This window comes from Stenotrophomonas maltophilia, assembly GCF_006970445.1.
GTDB lineage: Bacteria > Pseudomonadota > Gammaproteobacteria > Xanthomonadales > Xanthomonadaceae > Stenotrophomonas > Stenotrophomonas maltophilia_AU.
Genome location: NZ_CP033877.1, coordinates 304,877 through 329,256, shown reverse-complemented (window position 1 = coordinate 329,256; position 24,380 = coordinate 304,877). Strand labels below are relative to the sequence as shown.

The following is a 24,380-nucleotide window of genomic DNA, read 5'->3' as shown; positions in this document are numbered from 1 at the left end:
CCTTCCGGCCATACCCGCCCGAACGCCTGTGATGGAACGAATGAACGCTTCTGCCGAGCTGTTGAAGGAACTCCGTATCGACCGCAAGTCGCCCCCGCCGGCCTCCGGAGGCAATGGCGGTGGCCGCCGCTGGTTGTGGATCGCGATCATCGTGGTCGTGCTGCTGATCGCTGCGGCCGTGGCCTTCCTGTTCGGTCGCGCACCGGCCGTGGAGGTGGAAACCGCCCCCGCCGTGGCCATCCAGCAGGGTAGCGCCAGCAGCTCGGTGCTCGACGCCAGCGGCTATGTGGTGGCCCGTCGCATGGCCACGGTGTCGGCCAAGATCACCGGCAAGGTGCGTGAAGTGATGATCGAGGAAGGCATGCGGGTCGAGGCCGGCCAGGTGATGGCCACGCTGGACCCGATCGATGCGGACGCGCAGCGCAGCCTGTACGCCTCGCAGCTGCAGGCTGCACGCAGCCAGGTCGCCGGGCTGGAGGCACAGCAGAAGCAGGCCGCCGCCGAAGCCAGCCGCCTGCAGGCGCTGGTCGGCCAGCAGCTGGTGTCGCGCTCGCAGTACGACCAGGCCGTGGCCCAGCGTGACAGCCTGCGCGCGCAGCTGGATACCGCGCAGCGCAACGTCAAGGTGGCACACGACCAGCTGTCCATCGCCGACCTCGGCGTGGACAACAACATCGTGCGCGCACCGTTCTCCGGCGTGGTCACCGCCAAGGCGGCGCAACCGGGCGAAATCGTTTCGCCGCTGTCGGCCGGTGGCGGCTTCACCCGTACCGGCATCGGCACCATCGTCGACATGGACTCGCTGGAGATCGAAGTCGAGGTCGGCGAGGCCTTCATCGGCCGCGTTCAGCCGAAGATGCCGGTGGAGGCCACGCTCAACGCCTACCCGGAATGGAAGATTCCCGGCGAGGTGATCGCCATCATCCCCACCGCCGACCGCGGCAAGGCCACGGTGAAGGTGCGCGTGGCGCTGAAGGTGAAGGACCCGCGCATCGTGCCGGAGATGGGCGTGCGCGTCAGCTTCCTGGAACAGGCGCAGCCGCAGGCGGCCGCCAAGCCGCAGGGTGTGCGCGTGCCGGGCGGCGCCGTGGTGCAGCGCGAGGGCGCCTCGGTGGCCTTCGTGCTGGGTGACGAGAGCCGCGTGCAGCAGCGCACGGTCGAGGCCGGCCAGGCGATGGGCAAGGACCGCCAGATCCTCAAGGGCGTGAGCGCAGGTGAATCGGTGGTGGTGAACCCGCCGGACACCCTGCGCGATGGCGCCAAGGTGCAACAGAAACAAGCGCAGTAACGGCCTGGCGCCCGTAGGCGCCGCCGGCAGCACCGCTCGACGCTCGCCCGCGGCCATCGCGGGTGCGCTTCCCCGTTTCCCGCCTTCCGTGGAGAACCACCCATGTCGACCCTGGTTTCACTGCGCAACATCACCAAGACCTACCAGCGTGGCCCCGAGAAAGTGCAGGTGCTGCACGGCATCGACCTGGACATCGCCAGCGGCGACTTCGTCGCGCTGATGGGCCCGTCCGGTTCGGGCAAGACCACCCTGCTCAACCTGATCGGCGGCCTGGACAATCCCAGTGGCGGCGAAATCAGCATCGAAGGCGAGCGCATCGACCAGATGAGCGGTGGCCAGCTGTCGACCTGGCGCAGCCACCACGTCGGCTTCGTGTTCCAGTTCTACAACCTGATGCCGATGCTGACCGCGCAGAAGAACGTGGAACTGCCGCTGCTGCTGACCCACCTCAGCGCGGCGCAGCGCAAGCGCAACGCCGAGATCGCGCTGACCCTGGTCGGCCTGGCCGACCGCCGCAGCCACCGTCCCAATGAACTGTCCGGCGGCCAGCAGCAGCGCGTGGCGATCGCCCGGGCGATCGTCTCCGACCCGACCTTCCTGATCTGCGACGAACCGACCGGCGACCTCGACCGCCAATCGGCCGAGGAGATCCTCGGCCTGCTGCAGCAGCTCAACCGCGAGCACGGCAAGACCATCATCATGGTCACCCATGACCCGAAGGCCGCCGAGTACGCCACGCACACGGTGCACCTGGACAAGGGCGAGCTGGCCGACGCGCCGCTGGCCCACTGACGGAGGCCACGGCGATGAAATACTTCTCGTTGGTGTGGGCACAGCTGTTCCGCAGCCGCACCCGTACCCTGCTGACCCTGCTCTCGGTGGTCGCCGCGTTCCTGCTGTTCGGCATGCTCGACTCGGTGCGCGTGGCGTTCACTTCTGGTGGCAGCGTGGAAGGGGCCAACCGCCTGGTGGTCGCTTCGCGCCTGTCGATCACCCAGTCGCTGCCGATCCGCCTGGAAGCCCAGGTGCGCCAGGTGGCCGGCGTGCGCGACGTGGCCTATGGCATGTGGTTCGGCGGCATCTACCAGGACCCGAAGAACTTCTTCCCGAACTTCTCGGTGTCACCCAACTACTTCGATGTCTACCGCGAGCTGCAGATTGATCCAGCGCAGCTGGAGGACTGGAAGCAGACCCGCACCGGCGCCATCGTCGGCGAGACCCTGGCCAAGCAGTTCGGCTGGAAGATCGGCGACACCATCCCGCTGCAGGCAACGATCTTCCCGCGCGGCGGCAGCAACGACTGGCCACTGGTGCTCAAGGGCATCTACCGCTCCAAGGACCGTGCGCTGGCCGCCAATGAAGAACGCCAGCTGATGATGAACTGGAAGTACTTCGATGAGTCCAACGACTACATCAAGAACCAGGTGAGCTGGTACACGGTGACGCTGGACAACCCGGACCACTCCTCGCGGGTGGCACAGGCCATCGATGCGATCTCGGCCAACTCCGACCACGAAACCAAGACCCAGACCGAATCGGCGTTCCAGCAGGCCTTCGTCAAGCAGTTCGCGGACATCGGCATGATCGTCACGTCGATCATGGGCGCGGTGTTCTTCACCCTGCTGCTGTTGACCGGCAACACCATGGCGCAGGCGGTGCGCGAGCGCGTGCCCGAACTGGCCACGCTGAAGACGCTGGGCTTCAAGGACAGCACTGTGCTGACCCTGGTGATGGTGGAGTCGGTGCTGCTGATCGGCCTGGGCGGCCTGATCGGCATGGGCCTGGCCGCGCTGATCCTGCCGGTCATCAGCCCGAAGAGCATCGGCATGCTGCCGCCGCACGTGCCGACGCCGACCTGGCTGATGGGGCTGGGCCTGATCGTGGTGATCGGCATCATCGTCGGCCTGTTGCCGGCGCTGCGTGCCAAGCGCCTGAAGATCGTCGACGCACTGGCCGGCCGCTGAGGAGAACACAGACATGTTCAAGAGCAAACTCAAGAAGTGGCTGGGCAACGGCGTGACGGTGCTGCTGCTGGTGATCGGCCTGGTGCTGTGGATCAGCCTGCCGTGGATCGGCGTGCTGGCCGTGGCCGTGCTGGTCGCACTGTGGCTGCTGCTGACCCGCGGTGGGCGACTGGCGCTGGCCGCCACCCGCATCGGCGTGGCCAGCCTGCCACAGCGCTGGGGCGCCTCCTCGGTGATCGTGGTCGGCATCGCCGGCGTGGTCGGCGTGCTGGTGGCGATGCTGGCGATGGGCGAAGGCTTCCAGGCCACGCTCAACAACACCGGCGATGACACCACTGCCATCGTGCTGCGCGGTGGCTCGCAGGCCGAGACCAACTCGGTGATCACCCGCGAGCAGGTACCGATGCTGTCCACCCTGCCCGGCATCAGCCGCGATGCGCAAGGCCGGCCGCTGCTCTCGCCGGAGCTATCGCAGGTAGTCAACCTGGTGTCGAAGTCCGATGGCACCGACGTCAACGCGCAGTTCCGCGGCGTGGGCCCGCAGGCGTGGGCGGTGCATGAAAAGGTCAAGATCGTTGAGGGCCGCAAGTTCGCCACCGGCCTGCGCGAGATCGTGGTCGGCCAGGGCGCCAAGGGCCAGTTCCGCGATATGGACGTCGGCAAGACGCTGACCCTGGGCAACCAGGCCTGGACCGTGGTGGGTGTGTTCGCCACCGGCGACGCGCATGATTCGGAGCTGTGGACCGACGCCGATACGCTGGCCACCACCTACCAGCGCAGTGCCTGGCAGTCGATCAGCGTGCGCACCGATGGCAAGCCCGGCTTCGAGCAGTTCAAGGCCGCCGTCGCCGCCGACCCGCGCCTGAAACTGGACGTGGAAACCACCCGCGTCTACTACAGCAAGCAGGGCGGCGGGCTGACCAAGCTGATCGACATCCTCGGCAAGGTGATCGGCACGATCATGGCGGTGGGTGCGGTGTTCGGCGCGCTCAACACCATGTATGCGGCAGTGGCCACGCGCGCCCGCGAAATCGCCACCATGCGTGCGATCGGCTTCCGCGGCCTGCCGGTGGTGACGGCGGTGATGCTGGAGACGATGCTGCTGGCGCTGCTCGGTGGCCTGCTCGGCTGTGCGGTCGCGTGGCTGCTGTTCAATGGCTACAGCGTGTCCACCATCGGCAGCAACTTCAGCGCGGTGGTGTTCAAGTTCCATGTGTCGCCGGAACTGCTGTGGACCGGCCTGAAATGGGCACTGGGCATCGGCCTGGTCGGCGGCCTGTTCCCGGCACTGCGTGCGGCACGTTTGCCGATCACCACGGCGCTGCGCGAAACCTGAGCATCACGCAGCGGTGGACTGCGCATCACGCAGGGGGACGGAGCGAAGGCTCCGTCCCTTTTTCGTTGGCGGGGTCAGATCCCGGTGCAGTAGATCCACGCCATGCGTGGATGGATGCCTGCGCACATGCGCTGCTACAGATTGCAGGAAATCCGCCGCTATCGATGCCTCTGCCCATCGCAAACGCAGCGCGCGTGACGCTGCGCACAGCGCATCTGTGGATTGTTGGTTGCGATTCATTTTCGCGCACATCGCACAGCGCGGAGACAAACAGTTACGAATGGAAACATTCTAGAATCGCGCCCCCCACGTTGGTTTGCAGCACCCCACGCGCCCATAGAACGGGCGCTTGTTTTTACTGAAACACGAGATTTCACGGATGTCCCTGAAAACCAATCCGCTGCGCAACGCGATCGTCATCGCGCTGGCCGCCAGCTGCACCACCCCCGCCTTCGCACAGAGCGCCGGCGATACCCCGACCAACCTCGACCGCATCGAAATCACCGGCTCGCGCATCCGCCAGGCCAGTGTCGAAACCGCACAGCCGGTGGTCGCGCTCAACCGCGCCGAGATCGAGAAGAAGGGCTACGTCAACGTCGCCGACATCCTGCAGGACATTCCTGCCGCCGGTGCGCCGAGCATGAGCCGCGCCTCGTCGCTGACCTCTTCGCGCGACTTCGGCGGCATGTACGTCAGCCTGCGCAACCTGGGCCCGGAACGCAGCCTGGTGCTGATCGACGGCCGCCGCATGGGTGTCAGCGCCGGCGGTTACTCCGACCTGGCCTCGATCCCGTCGTCCATCGTCGAGCGCGTAGAAGTGCTGACCGACGGCGCGTCCGCGCTGTACGGCTCCGATGCCATCGCCGGCGTGGTCAACATCATCACCCGCAAGAATTTCGATGGTGGCGAAGCCAGTGTCTATGTCGGCCAGTACGGTCAGGGTGACGGCCAGAAGCGCGCCTACAGCGCGACCTTCGGCAAGACCTTCGAGCGCGGCTGGTTCAGCGTGGGCGCCGAGCGCACCAAGGAAGACGAGGTGCTGGGCAAGGACCGCGAGTTCAGCCGTTACACCAACGGCCCGCGCCACCCGAACGATGGCCTCAATGGCAACACCCCGTGGGGCTACGTCACCGTCGGTGGCAAGAACCTGACCGTGGGCCCGGGCGGCGACCCGAGCAAGGCCGGCAACTTCCATGCGCCGGATCCGGCCGATGGTGCCAACACCAAGTCGAACATGAGCCTGCTGACCGGCCTGGAGCGCACCTCGGTGTTCGCCAACGGTGGCTTCTCGATCACCGACAACCTGCGCATCGTCGCCGACGCGCTGTACAGCAAGCGCGAGTCGACCAAGCACCTGGCCGGCTACCCGTACTCGGTCAGCGCCGCACAGGCCCGCAATGGCAGCCGTGCCGCCCTGTCCAAGGACAGCGCGTTCAACCTGTGGGGCCAGGACGCGCTGTTCGCGCACCGCACCGAGGAACTGCCGCGCGGTACCGAGAACAACCTGGAAACCAAGCGCGCCAGCATCGGCCTGGAAGGCAGCTTCGAAACCGGTTCGCGGTACTGGGACTGGAACGTCAACTACATGTACAACCGCAACGAAGGCGAGCGCATCGGTACCGGCAGCATGTACCAGCCGCACGTCAACCTGGCCGTCGGCCCGTCCTTCATGGACGGCAACGTGGCCCGCTGCGGTGCGCCGGGCGCGGTGATCGCCGGCTGCGTGCCGTGGAACCCGTCCGCCCCGATGGGTTACACCGGCCCGGGCTCGCTGAGCAACCAGGATGTGCAGGACTACCTGTTCACCCGCTTCGTCGACAAGATGCAGAGCACCACCAAGGTCGCCAGCGGCAACATCTCCGGCTCGCTGTTCACCCTGCCGGCCGGCGACATCCTGGCCGCGATGGGCTTCGAGCACCGCAGCGAGGAAGCCAGCTACACGCCGGACATGATGGTGCAGAAGGGCGAGATCGCCGGCACCGGCGGCCAGCCGACCCGCGGCAACTACTCGCTCAACGAGGTCTACCTGGAACTGCAGGTGCCGCTGCTGGCCGACCTGCCGTTCGCCCGCGAACTATCGCTGGACGTGGCCGGTCGCTACTCGGACTACAACAACTTCGGTTCCACCACCAACAGCAAGTTCGGCCTGAAGTGGAAGCCGATCGACAGCCTGCTGGTGCGCGCCACCTACGGCACCGGCTTCCGTGCGCCGACCGTGGATGACCTGTACGGCGGCACCGTCAGCAGCCGCGACTCGTTCACCGACCCGTGCGATACCTCCTTCGGTACCGCCGCCACCAGCCCGACCGTTGCTGCCCGTTGCCAGGCGCTGAAGGTGCCGGCCAACTTCCGCCAGCTCAACAGCGATGGCAGCGTGGCCACCAAGCCCGGCCAGCAGGCCACCACCGATTTCAGCTCGGGCTCCAACCCGGACCTGAAACCGGAAACCGCCAAGACCTGGACCGTGGGCCTGGTCTACAGCCCGGACTTCGTGCAGGGCCTGGACGTCAGCCTGGACTGGTGGAAGATCCGCATCGACAACGCCATCGTCGGTGAGTCGGCCACCAACATCCTGGAACAGTGCTACGTGCAGGGTTCGGATGCCGCCTGCGGCCGCTTCACCCGTGGCAGCAACGGCCAGGTCTCGTCGCTGGACCGCTCGCTGGTCAACGCGGGCTACCGCGAAACCGCCGGCTATGACATCAACGTGCGTTACCGCCTGCCGGAAACCGCGTTCGGCAAGTTCGCCGTCAACTGGAACACCACCTACACCGACTACCTGGAGCAGCGCAACGACAGCGCCGCCACCACTCCGGTGGAACAGCGTACCGGTTGGGCGGGTGACTTCCGCGTGCGCTCCACCTTCAATCTGGATTGGCAGTACGGCGACCTCGGCATCGGCTGGACCGCGCGCTACTACTCCAGCATGAAGGAGAAGTGCTCGTACATGGACGAGTGCAACATGCCGGGCTTCAACTCGTCGTACACCAGCGCATCGCCGACCAACAAGGTGGGCTCCAACACCTTCCACGACCTGCAGGTGCGTTACAACCTGCCGTGGGATGGCACCGTGTCGCTGGGCGTGAACAACGTGTTCAACCACCAGGGTCCGATCATGTACAGCCAGCCGAACAGCAGCTTCACCTACTACGGTGGCTTCGACATCGGCCGCTTCATGTACATGAAGTACCAGCAGCGCTTCTAAGCCTGCAACCGCGTTCCCGCCACGGCCATCCCTCTCTCCTGGCCGTGGATGGAAGCAGAACGGCGCCCCTCGGGGCGCCGTTCTTTTTTGGGTGGAAGCGAGGTCGGATCCCTTCGCCCTGCGAAGGACTCTGACCCCGCAGCCCCGCCGGCGCTACTGCTTGGCCCGCATCGTGCGGATGTTGTCGCCGACGAACAGGACCAGGCCGGCCCAGATCGCGGCGAAGCCGATCGCCTTGGCGGTGTCGAACGCTTCGTGGAAGAAGAACACGCCCAGCAGCAGCTGCAGGCTCGGCGCGATGTACTGCAGGATGCCGACCAGCGACAGCGGAATGCGCTTCACGCCGTAGGCGAAACCGATCAGCGGCACCGCAGTGATCGCGCCACCGAAGATCAGCAGCAGGTCGTTGCGCCAGCCCCAGCCATGGAAGAACGCACCGCCATGGCCGTTTTCCGCCCAGATCGCGAAGGCCAGCGCCGGCAGGAACAGGTACATGCTTTCCACGCCCAGGCCGGCCACCGGGTCGACCGAGACCAGCTTGCGCAGCAGGCCATACAGGCCGAACGAACAGGCCAGGCCCAGCGCGATCCACGGCGGCGTGCCGGCGTCGATGGTCAGCCAGGCCACGCCCACCGCCGCCATCGCCACCGCTACCCACTGCAGGCGGCGCAGTCGCTCCTTCAGCACCAGCACGCCCAGCAGCACGTTCACCAGCGGGTTGATGAAGTAGCCCAGGCTGGTCTCGATGACGTGGCCGGCATTGATCGCCCAGATATACAGGCCCCAGTTGAAGGCGATGGTCAGGCTCGACACCAGCAGGATCGGCAGCGCGCGCGGCTGTGCGGCGATCTTCTGCCACCAGCCCAGGCGCGAGCTGATCAGCAGCCAGCCCAGCACCATCACGGTGCTCCAGATGATGCGGTGGGCGATGATCTGGAACGAGGGCACCTCGTTGAGCAGGTGCCAGTACACCGGCACCAGGCCCCAGATCACGAAGGTCGAAGCGGTGACCAGCAGGCCCCGGCGTTGTTCTTTCTCGTCCATGCTCACTTCTTTCTCGTCCTTGCCATTGTCAGTACCACCACACCCAGAAGAATCACCGCCATCGCCAGCAGGTCGCGCCAGCCGAATCGTTCACCGTTGAGCAGCGCGCCGAGCAGCACCGCGATCACCGGATTGACGTACGCATAGCTGCCGGCCAGCGCCGGGCGCACGTTCTGCAGCAGCCACACGTAGGCGGTAAACGCGACGATGGAGCCGAACACGCACAGGTAGGCCATCGCCAACAGGCCGCCGGTGTCCGGCAGCGTGGTCGGGCGCTCGCCGACCGCCAGGCCGATCAGCACCAGCAGCACGCCGCCGCAGATCATCTGCCCGGCCGCGGTCATGAACGGGCCCGGCAGGTCCAGCCCGCGTGCCCACACCGAACCGAACGCCCAGCCGATCGGCGCGATCAGCAGCAGCACCAGCCCTGTCGGCGAGGCGGTCAGGCTGCTGCCGGCGTTGAGCCAGACCACGCCCAGGAAGCCGATGGCGATGCCCAGCCACTCACCGCGGCTGGCATGCTGCCCGCGCAGTGCCGAGAACAGCGCCATCCACAGCGGCACCGAGGCCACCGCCGTAGCGGCCAGGCCCGAAGACACCTCGCGCTCGGCCAGCACCACCATGCCGTTGCCCAGCACCAGCATGGTCACGCCCATCACCACCAGGTTGCGCCACTGCCGCAGGGTCGGATTCGGCATCTTCCAGAACAGCCGCAGCGCCGCGAACATCACCCCGCCGGCAATGATGAACCGGCTGCCGGAGACCATCGTCAGCGGCAGCGCGCCGCCGTGCAGGGCCTTGGCGATGCCCAGGTAGGTCGAGCCCCAGACCACGTAGACCAGCAGCAGTGCCAGCGCGACAAGGCCACCCCGGGGGGCAGCCGCAGACGAAGAAGGGGGAACCGACATGACACACCAGGGAGCCGGGGGAACGCGGATTCTAGGACGTTTTGAGTATGGTCCGTGACCCCAGACGGTGGCACGCTGTCATCCATCCATGCACCCTGCTCTGGTCTGCTACCCCGTGTTGACGGCCGATGCAGTACCAAGAGGGCTGCCCGGTCGCGCCGCCCCGATGACCGGGCGCCGTTTTCCCTGCGCACGGACGCGCCGCATCGAGGATTCCCACCCAGATGAGCACCACGTCCCAACCCGCCGTACCCGCGAACGACCGCGCCGCCCTGCGCCGGTCGATCTCCAACACCCTCAAAGGCTCCGCCGGCAACCTGGTGGAGTGGTATGACGTCTACGTGTACTCGGTGTTCGCCGTGTACTTCGAATCGCAGTTCTTCTCGCCGGACGACAAGAACTCCACGATGTACGTGTGGGCGATCTTCGCCGCAACGTTCCTGATGCGCCCGATCGGCGCCTGGTTCTTCGGTCGCTTCGCCGACCGCCACGGCCGCCGCCTGGCGCTGACCGTCTCGGTCACGCTGATGGCGCTGTGCTCGTTCCTCATCGCCATCACCCCCACCGCCGCCAGCATCGGCATCTGGGCCGCGGTCATCCTGCTGTTCGCACGCCTGCTGCAGGGCTTCGCCACCGGTGGCGAATATGGTGCCAGCGCGACCTACATGTCCGAAGCCGCCATTCCCGGCCGCCGCGGTTTCCTGTCCTCCTTCCACTACGTCACCCTGGTCGGCGGCCATGTGCTGGCCCAGCTGACCCTGCTGCTGATGCTGACCTTCTGGGGCAAGCCGGAAATCTCCGAATGGGGCTGGCGCATCGCCTTCGGCATCGGCGGCATCGCCGCGGTGGTGGTGTTCTGGCTGCGCCGGGGCATGGACGAGTCGCTGTCGGAGTCGTCGATCGAGGCCGCGCGCGAGGGCAAGGCACAGAAGTCCGGCTCGATGTACGAACTGTTCGTGCACCAGTGGCGGCCGCTGCTGCTGTGCTTCCTGATCACGGCGGGCGGCACCGTGGCCTTCTACACCTACTCGGTGAACGGCCCGAAGATGATCCAGAGCGCCTTCGCCGGCAACGACCCGATGACCGGCACCCTGATCAACCTGGGCGTGCTGGCCTTCCTGATGGTGCTGCAGCCGGTCGGTGGCTGGCTGTCGGACATCATCGGCCGCAAGACCCTGCTGGTGTTCTTCGGCGTCGGCGGCGTGCTGTACAGCTGGTACCTGATCACCCAGCTGCCGCACCAGCATGACGCCACCCTGGCCTTCCTGACCCTGGCCATGGCGTTCGTCATCCTCACCGGTTACACCTCCATCAACGCGGTGGTGAAGGCCGAACTGTTCCCCACCCACGTGCGTGCACTGGGCGTGGGCCTTGGCTATGCGCTGGCCAACTCGCTGTTCGGTGGCACCGCCCCGCTGCTGTACCAGGGCGCGCTGAAGACCGGCCACGTCGACTGGTTCGCCATCTACGTGACCGCCACGATCGCGGTATCGTTGGTGGTCTATGTGTTCTTCCTCACCAACAAGGGCCCGAACTGGCTCGACGGCACCCGCAAGTAAGCGCGTTGCCGTGATCGCGGCCACCGGTGCACTGCCGGTGGCCGCTGCGTCTCCCGCCACCCCGTTGATGTGGATCGCGGTGACGCTGGCCGCAGCCACGGCACTGGCCTGGCTGCTGCGCCGGCCCAATGCGCAGGCCGCGTGGCCGCGCACCGGGTTCGGGGTCGCCCTGCTGGTGTTCTGCGCCGCGCTGGTGCTGCAGCTGGCGGTGGACCTGGGCAGCGGCCACAGCTCGCTGCAACTGCGCCTGCATCGCGGCGTCAGTCCGGCCCCCCTGGTTGGCCTGCGTACGATGGTGGCGTGCTATCTGGCAGCGCTCGCTGCCGGCGGCTGGGGCGCATGGAAGCTGCTGCGCCGGCGCTGACGAACACCCGGTCGTGCCGGCCGCTGGCCGGCAACCCCACCTTCTTTCGGTAGTGCCGGCCGCTGGCCGGCAACCTCATGAACCTCCGGAAAGCGCAGAGCGTTGCCGGCCAGCGGCCGGCACGACCTCAGCGTCGGGCCGCTTCGCTCTTGTCGCGCGCGCCGCGGAACTCCGATTCCTTTTCCCACGTCGGCCAGCGGCGGCTGTTGGCCAGCTCTGCGCCCAGGTCGTAGACCAACAGGGTATCGGCAGCGTGGCCGCTCGGGTCCCAGCTCGGCGTCCACGCATCGCAGGCCTGGTGGTAGCAGTCGGCGAAGTACTTCTCGCGCAGCGCGCGGCCGGCTTCAACCCCACCGTCCAGCTTGTCCAGGCCGGGGCCGATGGTGATCGCCGGCACGCCCAGGCGGGCGAAGGCGAAGTGATCGGCACGGTAGAAGAAGCCGGCTTCCAGGTTCGGGTCCGGGCTGTAGCTGCGACCGCGGGCCTTGGCCACGCGTTCCAGGTCGCCTTCCAGCGACACCCGGCCCTTGCCCCACGAAGCGATGTCGCGGGTCGGGCCATCCGGGCTGAACATCTCGATGTTCAGCACCGCAGCGGTCTTGTCCAGCGGCGCCAGCGGGTGCGCGGCGTAGTAGCTGGCGCCCAGCAGGCCCTTCTCTTCGGCGGTCAGCGCCACGAAGTACAGCGTGCGCTGAGGCTGCGGACCGGCGGCGAATACGCGCCCCAGTTCCAGCACCGTGGCCACGCCGGTGGCATTGTCGATCGCGCCACGGCGGATGCGGTCACCCTTGGCGTCTGGCTGGCCGATACCGAACGCATCCCAGTGCGCGGAGAAGATCACCGCCTCGTCGCCATGCTCACCGCCGGGTAGCTTGGCCACCACGTTGCGGGTCACCACCTGCTCGCGCTTGAGCGCGAAATCCACGCTCAGCTTCGCGTTGTCCAGCGCAACCGGGCGGAAGTCGGCGCGCATCGCCTTGCGCTTCTCGGCGTCGAAGTCCAGGCCGGCGTCGGCGAAGATTGCCTCGGCCAGCTCGCGCTGCATCCAACCGCGCAGCGGCGTGTGCTGCGCCATCGCCTCGGCCTGGCCGCGCTCGATGTCGAACAGCGGCGAGGTACCCGAGCTCTTCACCGTGGCCCAGCCATACGCAGCCGGCGCAGTCTCGTGCACGATCAGCACGCCTTCGGCACCACGGCGCGCAGCTTCCTCGAACTTGTAGGTCCAGCGGCCGTAGTAGGTCACCGCCTTGCCGTCGAACGCACCCGGCGCATCGGCCTCAAAATCGGCGTCGTTGATCAGCACCACGGCAATCTTGCCGTGCAGGTCCACGTCCTTGTAGTCGTTCCACTGGCGTTCCGGCGCATCGATGCCGTAGCCGACGAACACCAGCGGCGCATTCCTGATCTGCACGCGCTTGCGCGGCTGCAGGCTCTGCAGGGTCACGTCCACGCCGTTGGCCAGCGCGCGGTTGCCCTGCTTCAGCGACAGGCTGGCCTTGGCCGGGCCGTCCAGCTGCGCGCGCACCAGCGGCACCGGCTGCACCCAGCTGCCATCCACGCCACCCGGCTGCAGGCCGTAGCTGCGGAACTGCTCGATCAGGTACTGCACCGTGCGCTCTTCGCCCTCGGTGGCCGGCGCGCGGCCCTCGAATTCATCTGATGCCAGCACACGCACGTGGCGCGACAATGCCTGCGGATCGATGCCGCCACCCGGCAGGTCGTTGGCCGCATGGGCCAGGCCCCCGACAAACAGGCAGGACGACAGCAGCAACACGCGCATCGGATTCACGGCAGTACCACGGCTAGCTTGGAAGTCACCAGAGTGTAACGTGGTCGTGACACCACGGCGCGGCCTGGGCCTGCGTCATCCACGCATGACGTGGATCTACCGGCTGATGCGATCCAGCCAGCAGGCCAGGCCCTGTGCGTTGAGTTCGATATCCATCGCCAGCACCGCAGTCACCGCCGCATCGTCCAGCGCACAGCCATGCAGCTGTGCACGTTCCAGGTACAGCGCCTGCAGTGCGGCCAACAGACAACGGTGGCGGTCCGGACGGCCATCGCACTGGCGGCCGATGGCGGCCATCGCATCGATCTGCTCGAACAGGTCCCCTGCCAGTTTTTCCACCTGCTCCACGCGCCCATAGTGGGTCAGGTACATCGCCTGCGGCGCGTAGCCCAGTATCCGCCGGATCGAGGCCTTCATCGCCTCCGGGTCGAACTGCACCGGCGAGGAGGTCGGGAAGATGAAAGCGCCCTGCGCGCTGTCCAGCTCGCGGTAGGAGATGCCGAACGTATCGCCAGTGAACCAGCTGCGGCTGCGCGCATCCCATACGCAGTAGTGGTGCAGCGCGTGACCCGGCGTGTGCAGCAGCAACAGCTCGCGGCCGGCCAGGTCGATGCGGTGGCCGTCTTCGGCCACTACCACGCGGTGTTCGGCAATCGCCTCGATGCGGCCATAGCTGCGCGCGATCTCTTCGGCGCCGTATACCGCCGTCGCACCGGCAATCAGCCGGGTCGGGTCGATCATGTGCGGCGCACCGCGCGGATGCAGCACCGCCTTCGCGTTTGGCAGCTCCTGCATCAGCAGGCCCGCACCACCGGCGTGGTCCAGGTGCACATGCGTGAGCAGCAACCAATCCACCGCTTCCACGCCCAGGCCGGCGTCTGCCAGCGCCTGCAGCATCGCCGGCACCGACAGCCCGGTGCCGCAGTCGACGAAGGCCGCGCGGCCGTTTTCAACGATCAGGTAGGCCGCGTCGAAATCGGGACGCTGGAAGCCGGTATCGATGGTGTGGATGCTGGGGTCGGCGGTCATCGGCACGCACCTGGCAGGATCGGGAACGGACCCCCATGGTAGGCGCGCAGGCGGCCCGGATTCGATGCGGCTTTGGTCGGGTAGTGCCGGCCGCTGGCCGACAAAATGCAGTTGCCGGCCAGCGGCCGGCACTACCGGTCCAGCCAGCGCGGCCGCAGCAGCAACGCCAGCACCAGCACCGCCAGGAACGCGCCATAGGCATACAGCACCGCCAGCACCTGCGGCCAGATCGGGCCGGCGCCGGGCTGCACCACGCCGATGCGGTAGCCCCACAGCATCGACACGATGCTCAGCGCGAATGCGAGCACCAGCGTGGTGGTATCGAACAGGCGCCGCCGCGCGGTGCGCGGCTGGCGCGGGAACAGCCAGTACAGGCTGCCCAGCAGCAGGAACCAAGGCAGGAACAGCAGCAGCGACAACCAGGCCATCGCAGACTCCATGTCATCGCGCCGGAGGCGCGCGGACATCATGCCATGGGCGCTGTGCCGCGGTCGTGTCGGCCGCTGGCCGGCATTCCCTATGCAAATGCCGTGGTAGTGCCGGCCGCTGGCCGGCGTTTCCTATGCAAATGCCGGCCAGCGGCCGGCACTACCTTTACTCGGCGCGCAGCACGGCCAGGGCGGCCAGCACGGCGTCCACCTCGGCATCCAGCTTGAACAGCTCGCTCTGCAGCTGGTCGCCCTGCTCGGCCTGCTTGATCACGGCAATCAACTGGCCGGCATCGCGCGGCGAATCGAAGCCTTCGCTCTGGATCAGCAGCGTGCCGTCACCGGCGGTCAGCTTGAAGTAGAAGCGGCCATCCTTTTCGCGGTACTGCTTGAACAGCGGCGGTGCCACGCGGGCCACGCCAGCGTCCTCGCTGGCGATGTCGCCCGCAGTGGACAGGTCGCGCAGGCCCACCGCATGGCGCAGCTCGTCCAGCAGCGGTGCCGCCAGCTGCTCGCGCAGCTGCTGGCCACGGCGCTTGAGCAGCGCTTCGATCTTCTCCGGCTCGGCCATCAGCGCGTTGTAGCGCTCGCGCAGCGGCGACAGCTCGCTGTCGATGCGCTCGAACAGCTGCTGCTTGGCATCGCCCCAGCTGATGCCGGCGGCGAACGCCCTGGCGAATTCCGCAGTCTGTTCCGGGGTAGCGAACGCCTGGTACATCTGGAACAGCGCCGAGCCCTCGGTGTCCTTCGGCTCACCCGGTGCGCGCGAGTCGGTCAGGATCGAGAACACCAGCTTCTTCAGCTCCTCGCGCGGCACGAACAGCGGAATGGTGTTGTGGTAGCTCTTGCTCATCTTGCGGCCATCCAGGCCCGCCAGCGTCGCCACCTGCTCGTCGATCACCACGTCCGGCAGCGGGAAGTACTCCTTGCCGTACACGTGGTTGAAGCGCTGGGCGAAATCGCGTGCCATCTCGATGTGCTGGATCTGGTCACGGCCCACCGGTACCTGGTTGGCCTTGAAGATCAGGATGTCGGCCGCCATCAGCACCGGGTACATGAACAGGCCGGCGCTGACGCCAGCGTCCTCGTCCACGCCTTCCTCGCGGTTCTTGTCCACCGCCGCCTTGTAGGCGTGCGCGCGGTTGAGGATGCCCTTGCTGGCGATGGCGGTCAGGAACCACATCAGCTCGGTGGTCTCGCGGATGTCGCTCTGGCGGTAGAACCACACGTGTTCCGGGTCCAGGCCGCAGGCCAGCCAGCTGGCCGCGATCTCCAGGGTCGCGCGCTGGGTGCGCTGCGGGTCCTGCGACTTGATCAGGCTGTGCAGGTCGGCCAGGAAGAAGAAGCTCTCGATGCCCGGCGCGCGGCTGGCCGCGATGGCCGGACGGATGGCGCCAACGTAGTTGCCCAGGTGGGGCGTGCCGGAGGGGGTGATGCCGGTAAGGACTCGGGTCGTCATGACTGCGTGGGGTAACCTTCGATGAACGGGGCCAGTTTACCTTGCACGCCACCAACCCCGTCAGGGCCTGCGGCGCGTTCATTCACGCAACCCCGCTGGAGACGCCCGATGAAACGCCTGCTGCCCCTGCTGCTGATCCTGCCCCTGGCCGGCTTCCGCCCGGCCCCGATGCCGCCGCCGGTGTACGACAGCGGCCCCGTGCGCATGGCCCTGGTCGACCGCGACCGCGGCACCGAACTGCGCAGCTACCCGGCCGAAGGCCAGCGCTGGGTGGCCGGCGAACGCGGCCACCGCTACGCCGTGCGCCTGTACAACGACAGCCCGCGCCGGGTGCTGGTGGTGCTGTCGGTGGACGGCGTCAACGCCATCTCTGGCGAGGATGCCGATCCTTCGCAGACCGGCTACGTGCTCAATCCCGGCCAGCGCGCCGACATCACCGGCTGGCGCAAGAGCCAGGACGAAGTGGCGCAGTTCGTGTTCAGCAGCCCCAGCAGCAGCTATGCCAGCCGCACCGGCCGCCCGGACAACATTGGCGTTATCGGCGTGGCCGTGTTCGAGGAAGCGCGCCGCTGGCGCCCCGAGCCGATCCTGCGTCGGGGCCTGCCCGCCCCGGCATCGGCCGAAGCTGCGGCCGATGCCAGTGCCAACGCCAGTGCCAGCCGCATCGAGGGTTACGCCAGCAAGTCGCAGGCGCCGGCACTGGGTACCGGCCACGGCGCACGCGAGCAGTCCTCGGTACGCGATACCGACTTCGAGCGCGCCAGCCGCAGCCCCGCCCAGGTCCTGCAGCTGCGCTACGACAGCGCGCGCAACCTGCGCGCGCGCGGCATCCTGGTCGATTCGCCGTCGCGCCTGCCGCGCGAACCGCAGGCGTTCCCCAACCGCTACGTGCCGGACCCGCCGGCGCGCTGATCGTCCTGCCCAGACAACACGACGCCCGCAACCTCACGGTGCGGGCGTCGTGCTGTGGGGGAAACCGTAGCGCTTACTTGTAGTCCGGATAATCCTTGCTCACGCTGTCCTGGAACTCACGGACTTCCTTCTCGGCGCGGTCCTTGGCCCAGCCATAACGTTCCTGCAGGCGGCCGGCCAGGTACTCGGCATTGCCTTCGGCCACATCGAAATCGTCGTTGGTCAGATCGCCCCACTTGGCCTGGGCCTTGCCCTTCAGCTGCGACCACTTGCCGGAAATGATGTCTTTGTTCATTGCTGGGAGTCCTTGGTTGCAACGGCGTTCTTACCGTGGTTCCAGCTTCGCGCAGCGGCTGTTGAGTGCCGGTCAACCGGCAATGAAATACATGCTCACGTGCTTGAATGGTTCACTCCGCTTCGACAGACGCAGCGAAACGCACGCACAAAAAAAGGCCGGGGATGTCCCCGGCCTTTTCTCTTTCAGTTGCGTGCAGGGCTCAACGACCCTTGGCGGTGTCTTCAACCTTTTCGCCCGCCTTCTGCACGTCCTTGCCGGCGCCGGCAATGGTGTTGCAACCGGCCAGCAGGGCCACCGAGAACATCGACAACAGCATCAGGGCAACTACGCGCTTCATGGGCTTCTCCTTGGGTTCGCCGCTATACCGCTTCATTCGCGGATGGGATTCTTTCGCTCGGCGGGAGGGCACCAATGCCCACTGCCGCCGCGTGAAGTGCAATCTGGCGGCAGGGGCGTGGAGCGGGTGTGAACGGTTCGAGATTCCGTTCAGCAGGGGCGCTCAGTCGCGCATCAGCGTGGACTTGCCAAACAGGCTTTCCACCAGGTCCACGGCCAGTTCGGCGGTGGCATTCTGCTTGTCCAGCAAGGGGTTGAGCTCGACGATGTCCAGCGAACCCATGCGCCCGGTGTCGGCAATCATCTCCATCACCAGCTGCGCCTCGCGGTAGTTCACCCCGCCCGGCACCGTAGTGCCCACGCCCGGCGCGATGCTCGGGTCGAGGAAGTCCACATCGAAGCTGACATGCAGGTGGGTGTTCTCGTCGATGCCGGCCAGCGCTGCTTCCACCGCGCGCTTCATGCCGTTCTCGTCGATGTAGCGCATGTCGTACACATCGACCTTGTGGGTCTTGATCAGGCGCTTCTCTTCCGGGTCCACCGAGCGGATGCCGATCTGGTGCATCTGCGCCGGGGTGATCGCCGGCGACGTGCCGCCCAGGCGGGTCAGCGCGTCCGGGCCGAGGCCACACAGGCACGCCACCGGCATGCCGTGGATGTTGCCCGACGGGGTCACATCGCTGGTGTTGAAGTCCGAATGCGCATCCAGCCACAGCACGCGCAGGGTCTTGCCCTGCTCGCGGCACCAGCGCGCGACAGCGGTGATCGAACCGATGCCCAGGCAGTGGTCGCCGCCGAGCATGATCGGCATGCGCCCGGCCTGCAGTTCGGCGTAGCTGGCTTCCATCAGTGCGTGATTCCACGCCACCACCTCATCCAGATGGCGGTAGCCTTCCACCGGCGCGGTCCACGGGTTGCGCGGGCCATCCAGGTTGCCCAGGTCGCGCACGTCCACGCCGCGCGCCTCCAGCGCCTCCGGCAGGCCCGCCACGCGCAGTGCTTCCGGCCCCAGCCGTGCACCGCGATGGCCCGCACCGACATCGGTGGGAACGCCAATCAGGGATACGGAAATGGGATGGGCCATGGGTGCCTCCTGCGGTGGGGAAAAAGAAGCACAGTCTAGCCAGAGCTGTGTGACACCACTCGCGGCGGTGCAGCAGGCGGTGATCCAGAACACCGGGGCCACGCTGGCGTTCCTGGTCAGACATCCCAGCGCTGGCCCGTAAGGAATACGACCTTTCTTGACCGACCTCACAGCCAGGTCGGTATCGCCTCTTATCCACGGCGGCCATTGTCTCCACGCTGCGCCGGCACCCCAACGGTGCCTCTTCAATTCCCCAACAACGGAGAACGACGCGCATGAAACATGCACTTACTGGATGTGCAGTATTGGCGATTGCCCTGGGCGGACTGGTTGCGGCAGATGCCCGTGCGTCTTCCCAGCGCATCACGCATACGGTGACCTCCGATGCGTTTGCAATGCACACGCAAGGCGCACGCCAGGTGCTCGACTGGGTGGCGCAGCGGGTAAAGCCGTCGTTCGCCCCCCAGGGCTACGGCAACGTACAGGTGGAACGGCGTGCGTTCTCCGTAGGGGGCGCGTCTGCACGCTCGGACGGATCGATTCCCGGAAAGCTGCCGGAGCAGGGCATTCCCGGTGAGATCTACCGGGTGGAAAACCTGCTTCCCGACGGCTCCCTGCAGACATGGGAATTCACCTGGGTGGAACCCTCGTCCGGCCATGGCGGCGGCTGGGATGTCACCGGGTACACCTACAAGAAGGGCAATGACCCGGAAAACCCGCGCTGACCTCCGCCCTGGCGTGCCACGGCGGTGCAGCAGTGAAACGGCATGGCATGATGCCGCACGGACCTGCCGCCCTTCATGGAAGATTGTGATGTCGCCCTTCATCAACACCGCCTGGCCACGCTTCTTCATCGGCGCGCTTCCCATCGCTTTCTTTGCGGTTCTGTTGAGCAGCTCGATCGATGCGTCGCCGAACGGCTGGCTGATGCAGGCGACGCTGCTGCTGACGCCATTCTCGCTTCTGGCGTTCTTGGCGTTCGGTTGGCAGCGTCTGCGCAAGGCACACGCTGAGTATCCGATCCTGACAAGCGAACTGGACCGTATGCTGGCGGCGTTGATCGGCGACGTTGAGGTGGCCGCGCTGTGGTTCGGCCTGACCGTCATTGGCGTGTTCGCGCTGATGCTGGCATGGGTGCTGCTGCGGACATCAGGCGGCTGACGGAGGTCCCTGCCCGCAGCGAACTCAACCGCCGCGGCGGCGAACCGGCGTCATGCTCTGCACCTGGCCGTTGTTGCGCATCATGCACAGGAAGCGGCCTTCGGGATAGTCGATGATGAGTTCCTGGTAATCGCTGCCTACCGGCATCTGGGTCACCAGCGTGCCCTGCGCGCCCTTGCGCATATTGCAGGAGCCCAGCGCGGTATCGCCTGCCGGTGCGGGGGTAGTCACCGAGGACACGTTGCGGAACACCGCGCGGCAGCCGCCGTTGACCCACACCGAATGCCGCGCCAGCCCCCAGTTCTTGCCTTCCTCACAGCGGGTGCGGCTGAGCTGGCGCACGATTTCGACGTTGCCACGGGTGTTCAGATCGCACGACACCTGCTGCTGGCCCGTGGATTCGCAGGTGACTTCGCGCGGTAGCGCGGCATCGCCGGTAGCACCCTCGCGGGGGTGTGCGCCATCTGCAGCGGGCGCGGGCGTGCCGCGGGTACTGACCTGGCAAATGCCATTGGCGCCCCCACGGCCGGTGTAGCTGACCTGCGGCGTGCCGCCATCGTGGCGGCTGATCGACAGGGTGATGCCGTTGTTGGCGTCGCGTGCTTCGAAATAGCGGTCGTTGAAGCGCTTCAGCACCGTCTCGCGGCCCTGCACGTAGACCGGCCCACCCTCGTCGGCGTGCACATCGATGCCGCCCGGGCAGCTGGCGTTGAAGAACGGCACGGCCGCCATGGCCGGAGCTGCGAACACGGCGGAAAGCAGGGCGACGGTGAGCGGCAGGGCGTGGCGACGCATTGGCGGATCCCGAAGCGGCCCGAGGCGGGCGTGTGGCCGCAGTATGCGATGGGGCGTTGCTCGCTGTCCGTGAGGAATATCAAGATCCGGACGGCGCGCGCTGTGGCTTTCAGGTCTGATATCGTGGCCTTGGTGCCTTGCCGAACCTGTTAAGTCAGCTTTACTTCGCACGCCGGAGTGAGCCGTGTCACCACGAGGGCGCGGCCCTGATTGCCGATGATGACGGCACTGCGCGATATGTCGCATCTGGCATTGCACTGCTCGAAACAGGCCAAACGCGATAATTCATTCTTCCTCTCAGATCACCCGATGCCATCGAAACAAACGACTGGCAGGCAGTGATTTCGCGTGCGCATGATGAATTGCCACCTTCAGCGGGGTGGCCGGGATTTCCAACCCGAAGACTGAAAGCTGTATACGCTTGCCAGCCGGCGTCGACTTCTCAAAAGCGGCGCCGGCTGGCAATCCGTTCGCCGATCGACGGTGGGCGGTGCGTGGGGGCCTCGTGCCCACCGGCTCATTCAGTCCCGGGATTGGAAACCACGTATCGCCCGCCACCCTTCTCCGGTGGCACCTCTGTTCCTGACGAGGATGCCCGCATGTCCAGAACCCTCCACCCGTACCTGACCGCCACCCTGGGCGAGGCCGCCCTGCGCCTGCCGCCCGAACTGGCGCAGCCGTTGGAAGCTGCTTTTGCCGCTGCGAACGAAGCGCCCGCACCGATCAATCTTCCCGGCTGCCTACAGCGCATCCGCGCCGGTGATGCCGCCGACGGACAGACGTGGCAAGGGCCGGCCAGCACACCCGGCCATGCCGTGGCCGCCGCACGCCGGGATCGCGCCGCGGTGGGTCTGGTGTCGCTGTTGGAGCTGTACCACGCCGCCGAGCGTGTGCGCGTGGACGGCGAAGAGAAAGACGATATCGGCGATGGCACGCGCGAAGGGCTGATGCTGGCCTGCCGGGGGCTGGCGGAGTATGTGGCATTGCAGGTGGGCGGGGCTCAATAATGCGGAACGTTGAGATCCCTTGCGTGCAGGTTCAGCGCGTCGCAACCCCGGCTAGCGAATCAGGCAGACCCGCTGCTGGAATGAGCACACCCTACCCAAACCTGAAACCTGTCCTCGTTGAGCTGCGGCTGGACGAAGTGGATTCGCGCGGCGGCGCTGTTGCCGAGATGATCGCCTCCACCGCACGCCCCATGGCGCTTTCCATAAGCCCTGAACTCATGTGGTACAGCTTCGCCTTGAATGACAGAGCCATCACCCGGATCCGTCCCGGAACGCGGACAAACTGCACAATCTCATTCATCAATTACGAAGGTGCGAAGGAGGCCTTCCCCTGTGGCACGCTGGCCGCCTTCGGAGATGGATCATTGACCAGGGGGTTGATCCGCATCATCCGGTTTGATTGAACGTGCTCGCGCCAGACCTCCTGACGTGGTCGAGATTGAGCGCAGTGCCCCGATGCCTCACACAGCGCTGACGTGCAATCGCACGCCCAGTGCACGGGTCACCTTCGGGATGGTCGCGAAATCGGGGCTTCGCTCGCCGGACAGGGCGCAATACAGGCTCTCGCGCTCCTCGTGGTGGGTTGCATTGCAAGCGAACAGTTGCGGAGCGAATTGATGAAATCAGGGATATTTTACTCGGGATTGCTACTGGCCACCTTGCTCGGCGGATGCTCCAAGGATACCGAGCAGACAGCCTCCCCCGATTCCACAGTTGCAACCAGATCGGCGACAGAGGAAAGCCTGGAGACCAGAACGCCCCCCACTTCACCGCGCCCAGCCCTATCGCCGGCGAAGGAAGACCTTTCGGCGTACATATGCAGGAAAGATTGCTTCACAACCGGGCCGCTGGAGGCAAAGTCAGAGGCTGAAGCAGCATGGATGGCAAAGCACAAATATCCGACTCAGATGGAAATAGATCGCCTGGGCGCAATGTCGCCATCCGAACTGGAACACGAATACAAAGCAGGAAACCCGACCGCAGCAGTTGTACTCGGAAAGAAGATATCTCTGGAAAGAAATTTCTTCGAAGGGCAGGCAATTCTTCGAGATCAGACGATGTCTGGAAATACTTACGCATTCTATGCAATGTCAGATTCGTATCTTGAGAAGAGTCAGCCAAACCTGGTCGAAGGCATCGCCTTTCTTCGAATCGCCTATCTACTTGGTGATTACAAAGCTGCACGGGAGATTGGCAATTTAGGACTGACCTCGGTGGAGGTTGCCGCTGGGGATGCGCGCGCCCTGCGACTTCTCAGTCTCTTTGCCGCAGGCCAGCAGCCGGATCCACGCCCGGAAGAATGAAGGGGCAGTGACACCCCCAGAAGGTTCGCTGATTTTCCCGGAAATTTTCCCGGCAGACGCAAAAAAGGCCAGCGCACCGCGCTGGCCCTTTTCATTGAAAGCCCTGTTTTCAAGGCGTTTCGGCGCTTCCCGAGTGGTGCCGCTTATCCGAATCGAACGGATGACCTACTGTTTACAAGACAGTTGCTCTACCAACTGAGCTAAAGCGGCATGGGTGGTGCACCGGCGGCAGCGCCGCGGTCCGGGGATTCTAGCGCAACCGCGTGCATTCCAGCGACCGGCTCTGTGCCGCCCCGCTGCGCTGCTGGGCCTGGGCCGACTGCGTGCCCGCCGCCAGCTGCCCTTCCAGCCACCATTGGCCGGCATCGCCGCTGGCGACCAGGCGCGGCTGGAAGCCGGCGGCCTGCACCGCCGCCATGCGCCGCTCGGCGCCTTCGCGGTTGCGGTACTGGCCCAGCGCCACGGCGTTGATGTCCTCGCCCTGGCTGATGATGTAGTAGTCGCTCAGGCCGGCGGCAACGATGCGCTTTACCGTGGCCTGCGCATCGTCGCGGTTGGCGGCGGCCGGCAGCATCACCCGGTAACGGGCACTGCCGCTGGCAGCGGGCTGTTCGCGCAGGCGCACCTGGCTGAGCAGCGTGCCGGCCTTGCCCTGCGCGCTGCTCGCGGCGGCGCGGTCGGCGAACGGGCCCAGTGCGACGCAGCGCGGCGGCTCGGCGGCCGCGGGCGGGGTTACGGGCTTTTCCGGTGCTGGAACGGGTGCAGGCGGTGTTACCGGCTTGGCAGCGGCAGCAACCGGCGTAGCGTCAGCCACCTGCGGCTTGGGAATGTCCGGCTTGGCCGGCAAGGCCGGCGCGGGTGCAGGCGTCGCAGCCACTGCGGTCTTCGCGGCCGGTTCGCGCTCCATCAGCGGTGCAGTCGGGGCGGCGGCGGATGCCTCGGCTGCGGCATTGGCATCCACGCCACCGGGTACCCAGCGCAGCTCGGCGACGCCAGCCGGTTGCGGCGCAGGCGCGGGCGGCTGCGGTGCATCGCGCAGCAGCCACCAGCAGGCGACGCCAAGATTGAGAATGGCCAGTACGACGATCAGGGCACGGGTCAGCATGCGCG

25 protein-coding genes and 1 tRNA gene are annotated in these 24,380 nt (G+C 66.4%); 13 read left to right on the top strand and 13 right to left on the bottom strand.

The window, feature by feature from the left end:
* The first annotated feature begins 40 nt into the window (after window positions 1–40).
* From EGM71_RS01420 to EGM71_RS01400, 5 genes are all read left to right on the top strand, one after another.
* Window positions 41–1,288 carry an efflux RND transporter periplasmic adaptor subunit gene (locus EGM71_RS01420; RefSeq protein WP_135967475.1) on the top strand — a complete coding sequence of 416 codons (1,248 nt, stop codon included), beginning with the start codon at window positions 41–43 and terminating at the stop codon, window positions 1,286–1,288.
* A gap of 102 nt (window positions 1,289–1,390) precedes the next feature.
* Window positions 1,391–2,080 carry an ABC transporter ATP-binding protein gene (locus EGM71_RS01415; RefSeq protein ID WP_049435531.1) on the top strand — a complete coding sequence of 230 codons (690 nt, stop codon included), beginning with the start codon at window positions 1,391–1,393 and terminating at the stop codon, window positions 2,078–2,080.
* A 14-nt stretch (window positions 2,081–2,094) separates the two neighbouring features.
* On the top strand, window positions 2,095–3,252 hold the full coding sequence (locus EGM71_RS01410) for an ABC transporter permease (protein ID WP_188487284.1): 1,158 nt from the start codon (window positions 2,095–2,097) through the stop codon (window positions 3,250–3,252).
* A 13-nt stretch (window positions 3,253–3,265) separates the two neighbouring features.
* Complete coding sequence (locus EGM71_RS01405; RefSeq protein WP_188487281.1) at window positions 3,266–4,588, top strand: ABC transporter permease; 1,323 nt, start codon at window positions 3,266–3,268, stop codon at window positions 4,586–4,588.
* Between the two features lie 379 nt (window positions 4,589–4,967).
* The gene (locus tag EGM71_RS01400; protein WP_188487279.1) at window positions 4,968–7,793 is read left to right on the top strand and encodes a TonB-dependent receptor; all 2,826 of its coding nucleotides are present in this window, start codon (window positions 4,968–4,970) and stop codon (window positions 7,791–7,793) included.
* A gap of 153 nt (window positions 7,794–7,946) precedes the next feature.
* Here EGM71_RS01400 and rarD read toward each other — a convergent pair whose 3' ends face one another.
* Together rarD and yedA are read right to left on the bottom strand one after the other, a co-directional pair.
* The gene (rarD, locus tag EGM71_RS01395) at window positions 7,947–8,843 is read right to left on the bottom strand and encodes an EamA family transporter RarD (RefSeq protein WP_188487277.1); all 897 of its coding nucleotides are present in this window, start codon (window positions 8,841–8,843) and stop codon (window positions 7,947–7,949) included.
* The gene (gene yedA, locus EGM71_RS01390; protein ID WP_188487275.1) at window positions 8,840–9,745 is read right to left on the bottom strand and encodes a drug/metabolite exporter YedA; all 906 of its coding nucleotides are present in this window, start codon (window positions 9,743–9,745) and stop codon (window positions 8,840–8,842) included. The genes rarD and yedA overlap by 4 nt, the downstream gene beginning before the upstream one ends.
* A 224-nt stretch (window positions 9,746–9,969) precedes the next feature.
* Here yedA and EGM71_RS01385 point away from each other — a divergent pair, with 224 nt between their 5' ends.
* A complete protein-coding gene (locus EGM71_RS01385) occupies window positions 9,970–11,304 on the top strand; it encodes an MFS transporter (RefSeq protein ID WP_010486964.1) in 1,335 nt (444 codons plus the stop codon).
* Window positions 11,305–11,371: 67 nt separating this feature from the next.
* Window positions 11,372–11,668 carry a hypothetical protein gene (locus EGM71_RS01380; protein ID WP_188489723.1) on the top strand — a complete coding sequence of 99 codons (297 nt, stop codon included), beginning with the start codon at window positions 11,372–11,374 and terminating at the stop codon, window positions 11,666–11,668.
* 127 nt (window positions 11,669–11,795) lie between these two features.
* Here EGM71_RS01380 and EGM71_RS01375 read toward each other — a convergent pair whose 3' ends face one another.
* The 4 genes from EGM71_RS01375 to EGM71_RS01360 all read right to left on the bottom strand — a co-directional run bounded on the left by EGM71_RS01375 (window position 11,796) and on the right by EGM71_RS01360 (window position 16,373).
* Window positions 11,796–13,448: a M28 family metallopeptidase gene (locus EGM71_RS01375; protein WP_188489721.1), complete on the bottom strand. Its 1,653-nt coding sequence runs from the start codon at window positions 13,446–13,448 to the stop codon at window positions 11,796–11,798.
* A gap of 105 nt (window positions 13,449–13,553) precedes the next feature.
* A complete protein-coding gene (locus EGM71_RS01370; RefSeq protein ID WP_188487273.1) occupies window positions 13,554–14,486 on the bottom strand; it encodes an MBL fold metallo-hydrolase in 933 nt (310 codons plus the stop codon).
* Between the two features lie 131 nt (window positions 14,487–14,617).
* On the bottom strand, window positions 14,618–14,914 hold the full coding sequence (locus tag EGM71_RS01365; RefSeq protein WP_188487271.1) for a hypothetical protein: 297 nt from the start codon (window positions 14,912–14,914) through the stop codon (window positions 14,618–14,620).
* Between the two features lie 166 nt (window positions 14,915–15,080).
* Complete coding sequence (locus tag EGM71_RS01360) at window positions 15,081–16,373, bottom strand: tryptophan--tRNA ligase (protein WP_188487269.1); 1,293 nt, start codon at window positions 16,371–16,373, stop codon at window positions 15,081–15,083.
* Window positions 16,374–16,481: 108 nt separating this feature from the next.
* Here EGM71_RS01360 and EGM71_RS01355 point away from each other — a divergent pair, with 108 nt between their 5' ends.
* Window positions 16,482–17,285: a hypothetical protein gene (locus EGM71_RS01355; protein WP_188487267.1), complete on the top strand. Its 804-nt coding sequence runs from the start codon at window positions 16,482–16,484 to the stop codon at window positions 17,283–17,285.
* 73 nt (window positions 17,286–17,358) lie between these two features.
* On the opposite strand, the gene EGM71_RS01350 is transcribed toward EGM71_RS01355, so the two are convergent.
* From EGM71_RS01350 to rocF, 3 genes are all read right to left on the bottom strand, one after another.
* Window positions 17,359–17,580, bottom strand: a complete 222-nt coding sequence (locus tag EGM71_RS01350) for a CsbD family protein (RefSeq protein ID WP_004137109.1) — start codon at window positions 17,578–17,580, stop codon at window positions 17,359–17,361.
* A 202-nt stretch (window positions 17,581–17,782) separates the two neighbouring features.
* Window positions 17,783–17,920 (bottom strand): entericidin A/B family lipoprotein, encoded by a 138-nt coding sequence (locus tag EGM71_RS01345; RefSeq protein ID WP_008266021.1) that lies wholly within the window; start codon window positions 17,918–17,920, stop codon window positions 17,783–17,785.
* 162 nt (window positions 17,921–18,082) lie between these two features.
* Entirely contained in the window at window positions 18,083–19,003 is a 921-nt protein-coding gene (rocF, locus tag EGM71_RS01340; RefSeq protein ID WP_004153767.1) for an arginase, read from the bottom strand.
* A 275-nt stretch (window positions 19,004–19,278) separates the two neighbouring features.
* Here rocF and EGM71_RS01335 point away from each other — a divergent pair, with 275 nt between their 5' ends.
* Together EGM71_RS01335 and EGM71_RS01330 are read left to right on the top strand one after the other, a co-directional pair.
* Window positions 19,279–19,728 (top strand): hypothetical protein, encoded by a 450-nt coding sequence (locus EGM71_RS01335; RefSeq protein WP_188487265.1) that lies wholly within the window; start codon window positions 19,279–19,281, stop codon window positions 19,726–19,728.
* An 88-nt stretch (window positions 19,729–19,816) separates the two neighbouring features.
* Window positions 19,817–20,164 carry a hypothetical protein gene (locus EGM71_RS01330; protein WP_188487264.1) on the top strand — a complete coding sequence of 116 codons (348 nt, stop codon included), beginning with the start codon at window positions 19,817–19,819 and terminating at the stop codon, window positions 20,162–20,164.
* Window positions 20,165–20,188: 24 nt separating this feature from the next.
* Here the strand turns inward: EGM71_RS01330 and EGM71_RS01325 are convergent, their stop codons facing one another.
* On the bottom strand, window positions 20,189–20,959 hold the full coding sequence (locus tag EGM71_RS01325; protein WP_014035653.1) for a DUF3011 domain-containing protein: 771 nt from the start codon (window positions 20,957–20,959) through the stop codon (window positions 20,189–20,191).
* 599 nt (window positions 20,960–21,558) lie between these two features.
* Here EGM71_RS01325 and EGM71_RS01320 point away from each other — a divergent pair.
* Complete coding sequence (locus EGM71_RS01320) at window positions 21,559–21,966, top strand: hypothetical protein (RefSeq protein WP_188487262.1); 408 nt, start codon at window positions 21,559–21,561, stop codon at window positions 21,964–21,966.
* 80 nt (window positions 21,967–22,046) lie between these two features.
* Entirely contained in the window at window positions 22,047–22,370 is a 324-nt protein-coding gene (locus tag EGM71_RS01315; RefSeq protein WP_188487260.1) for a hypothetical protein, read from the top strand.
* Window positions 22,371–22,427: 57 nt separating this feature from the next.
* Here the strand turns inward: EGM71_RS01315 and EGM71_RS20925 are convergent, their stop codons facing one another.
* Window positions 22,428–22,514: a hypothetical protein gene (locus EGM71_RS20925; RefSeq protein WP_430544079.1), complete on the bottom strand. Its 87-nt coding sequence runs from the start codon at window positions 22,512–22,514 to the stop codon at window positions 22,428–22,430.
* Between the two features lie 333 nt (window positions 22,515–22,847).
* On the opposite strand from EGM71_RS20925, the gene EGM71_RS01310 reads away from it, so the two are divergent.
* Window positions 22,848–23,270 carry a hypothetical protein gene (locus EGM71_RS01310; RefSeq protein WP_188487258.1) on the top strand — a complete coding sequence of 141 codons (423 nt, stop codon included), beginning with the start codon at window positions 22,848–22,850 and terminating at the stop codon, window positions 23,268–23,270.
* Window positions 23,271–23,404: 134 nt separating this feature from the next.
* On the opposite strand, the gene EGM71_RS01305 is transcribed toward EGM71_RS01310, so the two are convergent.
* Window positions 23,405–23,480: transfer RNA gene (locus tag EGM71_RS01305), tRNA-Thr, on the bottom strand.
* A gap of 40 nt (window positions 23,481–23,520) precedes the next feature.
* A complete protein-coding gene (locus EGM71_RS01300; protein ID WP_188487257.1) occupies window positions 23,521–24,375 on the bottom strand; it encodes an SPOR domain-containing protein in 855 nt (284 codons plus the stop codon).
* Window positions 24,376–24,380 lie beyond the last annotated feature (5 nt).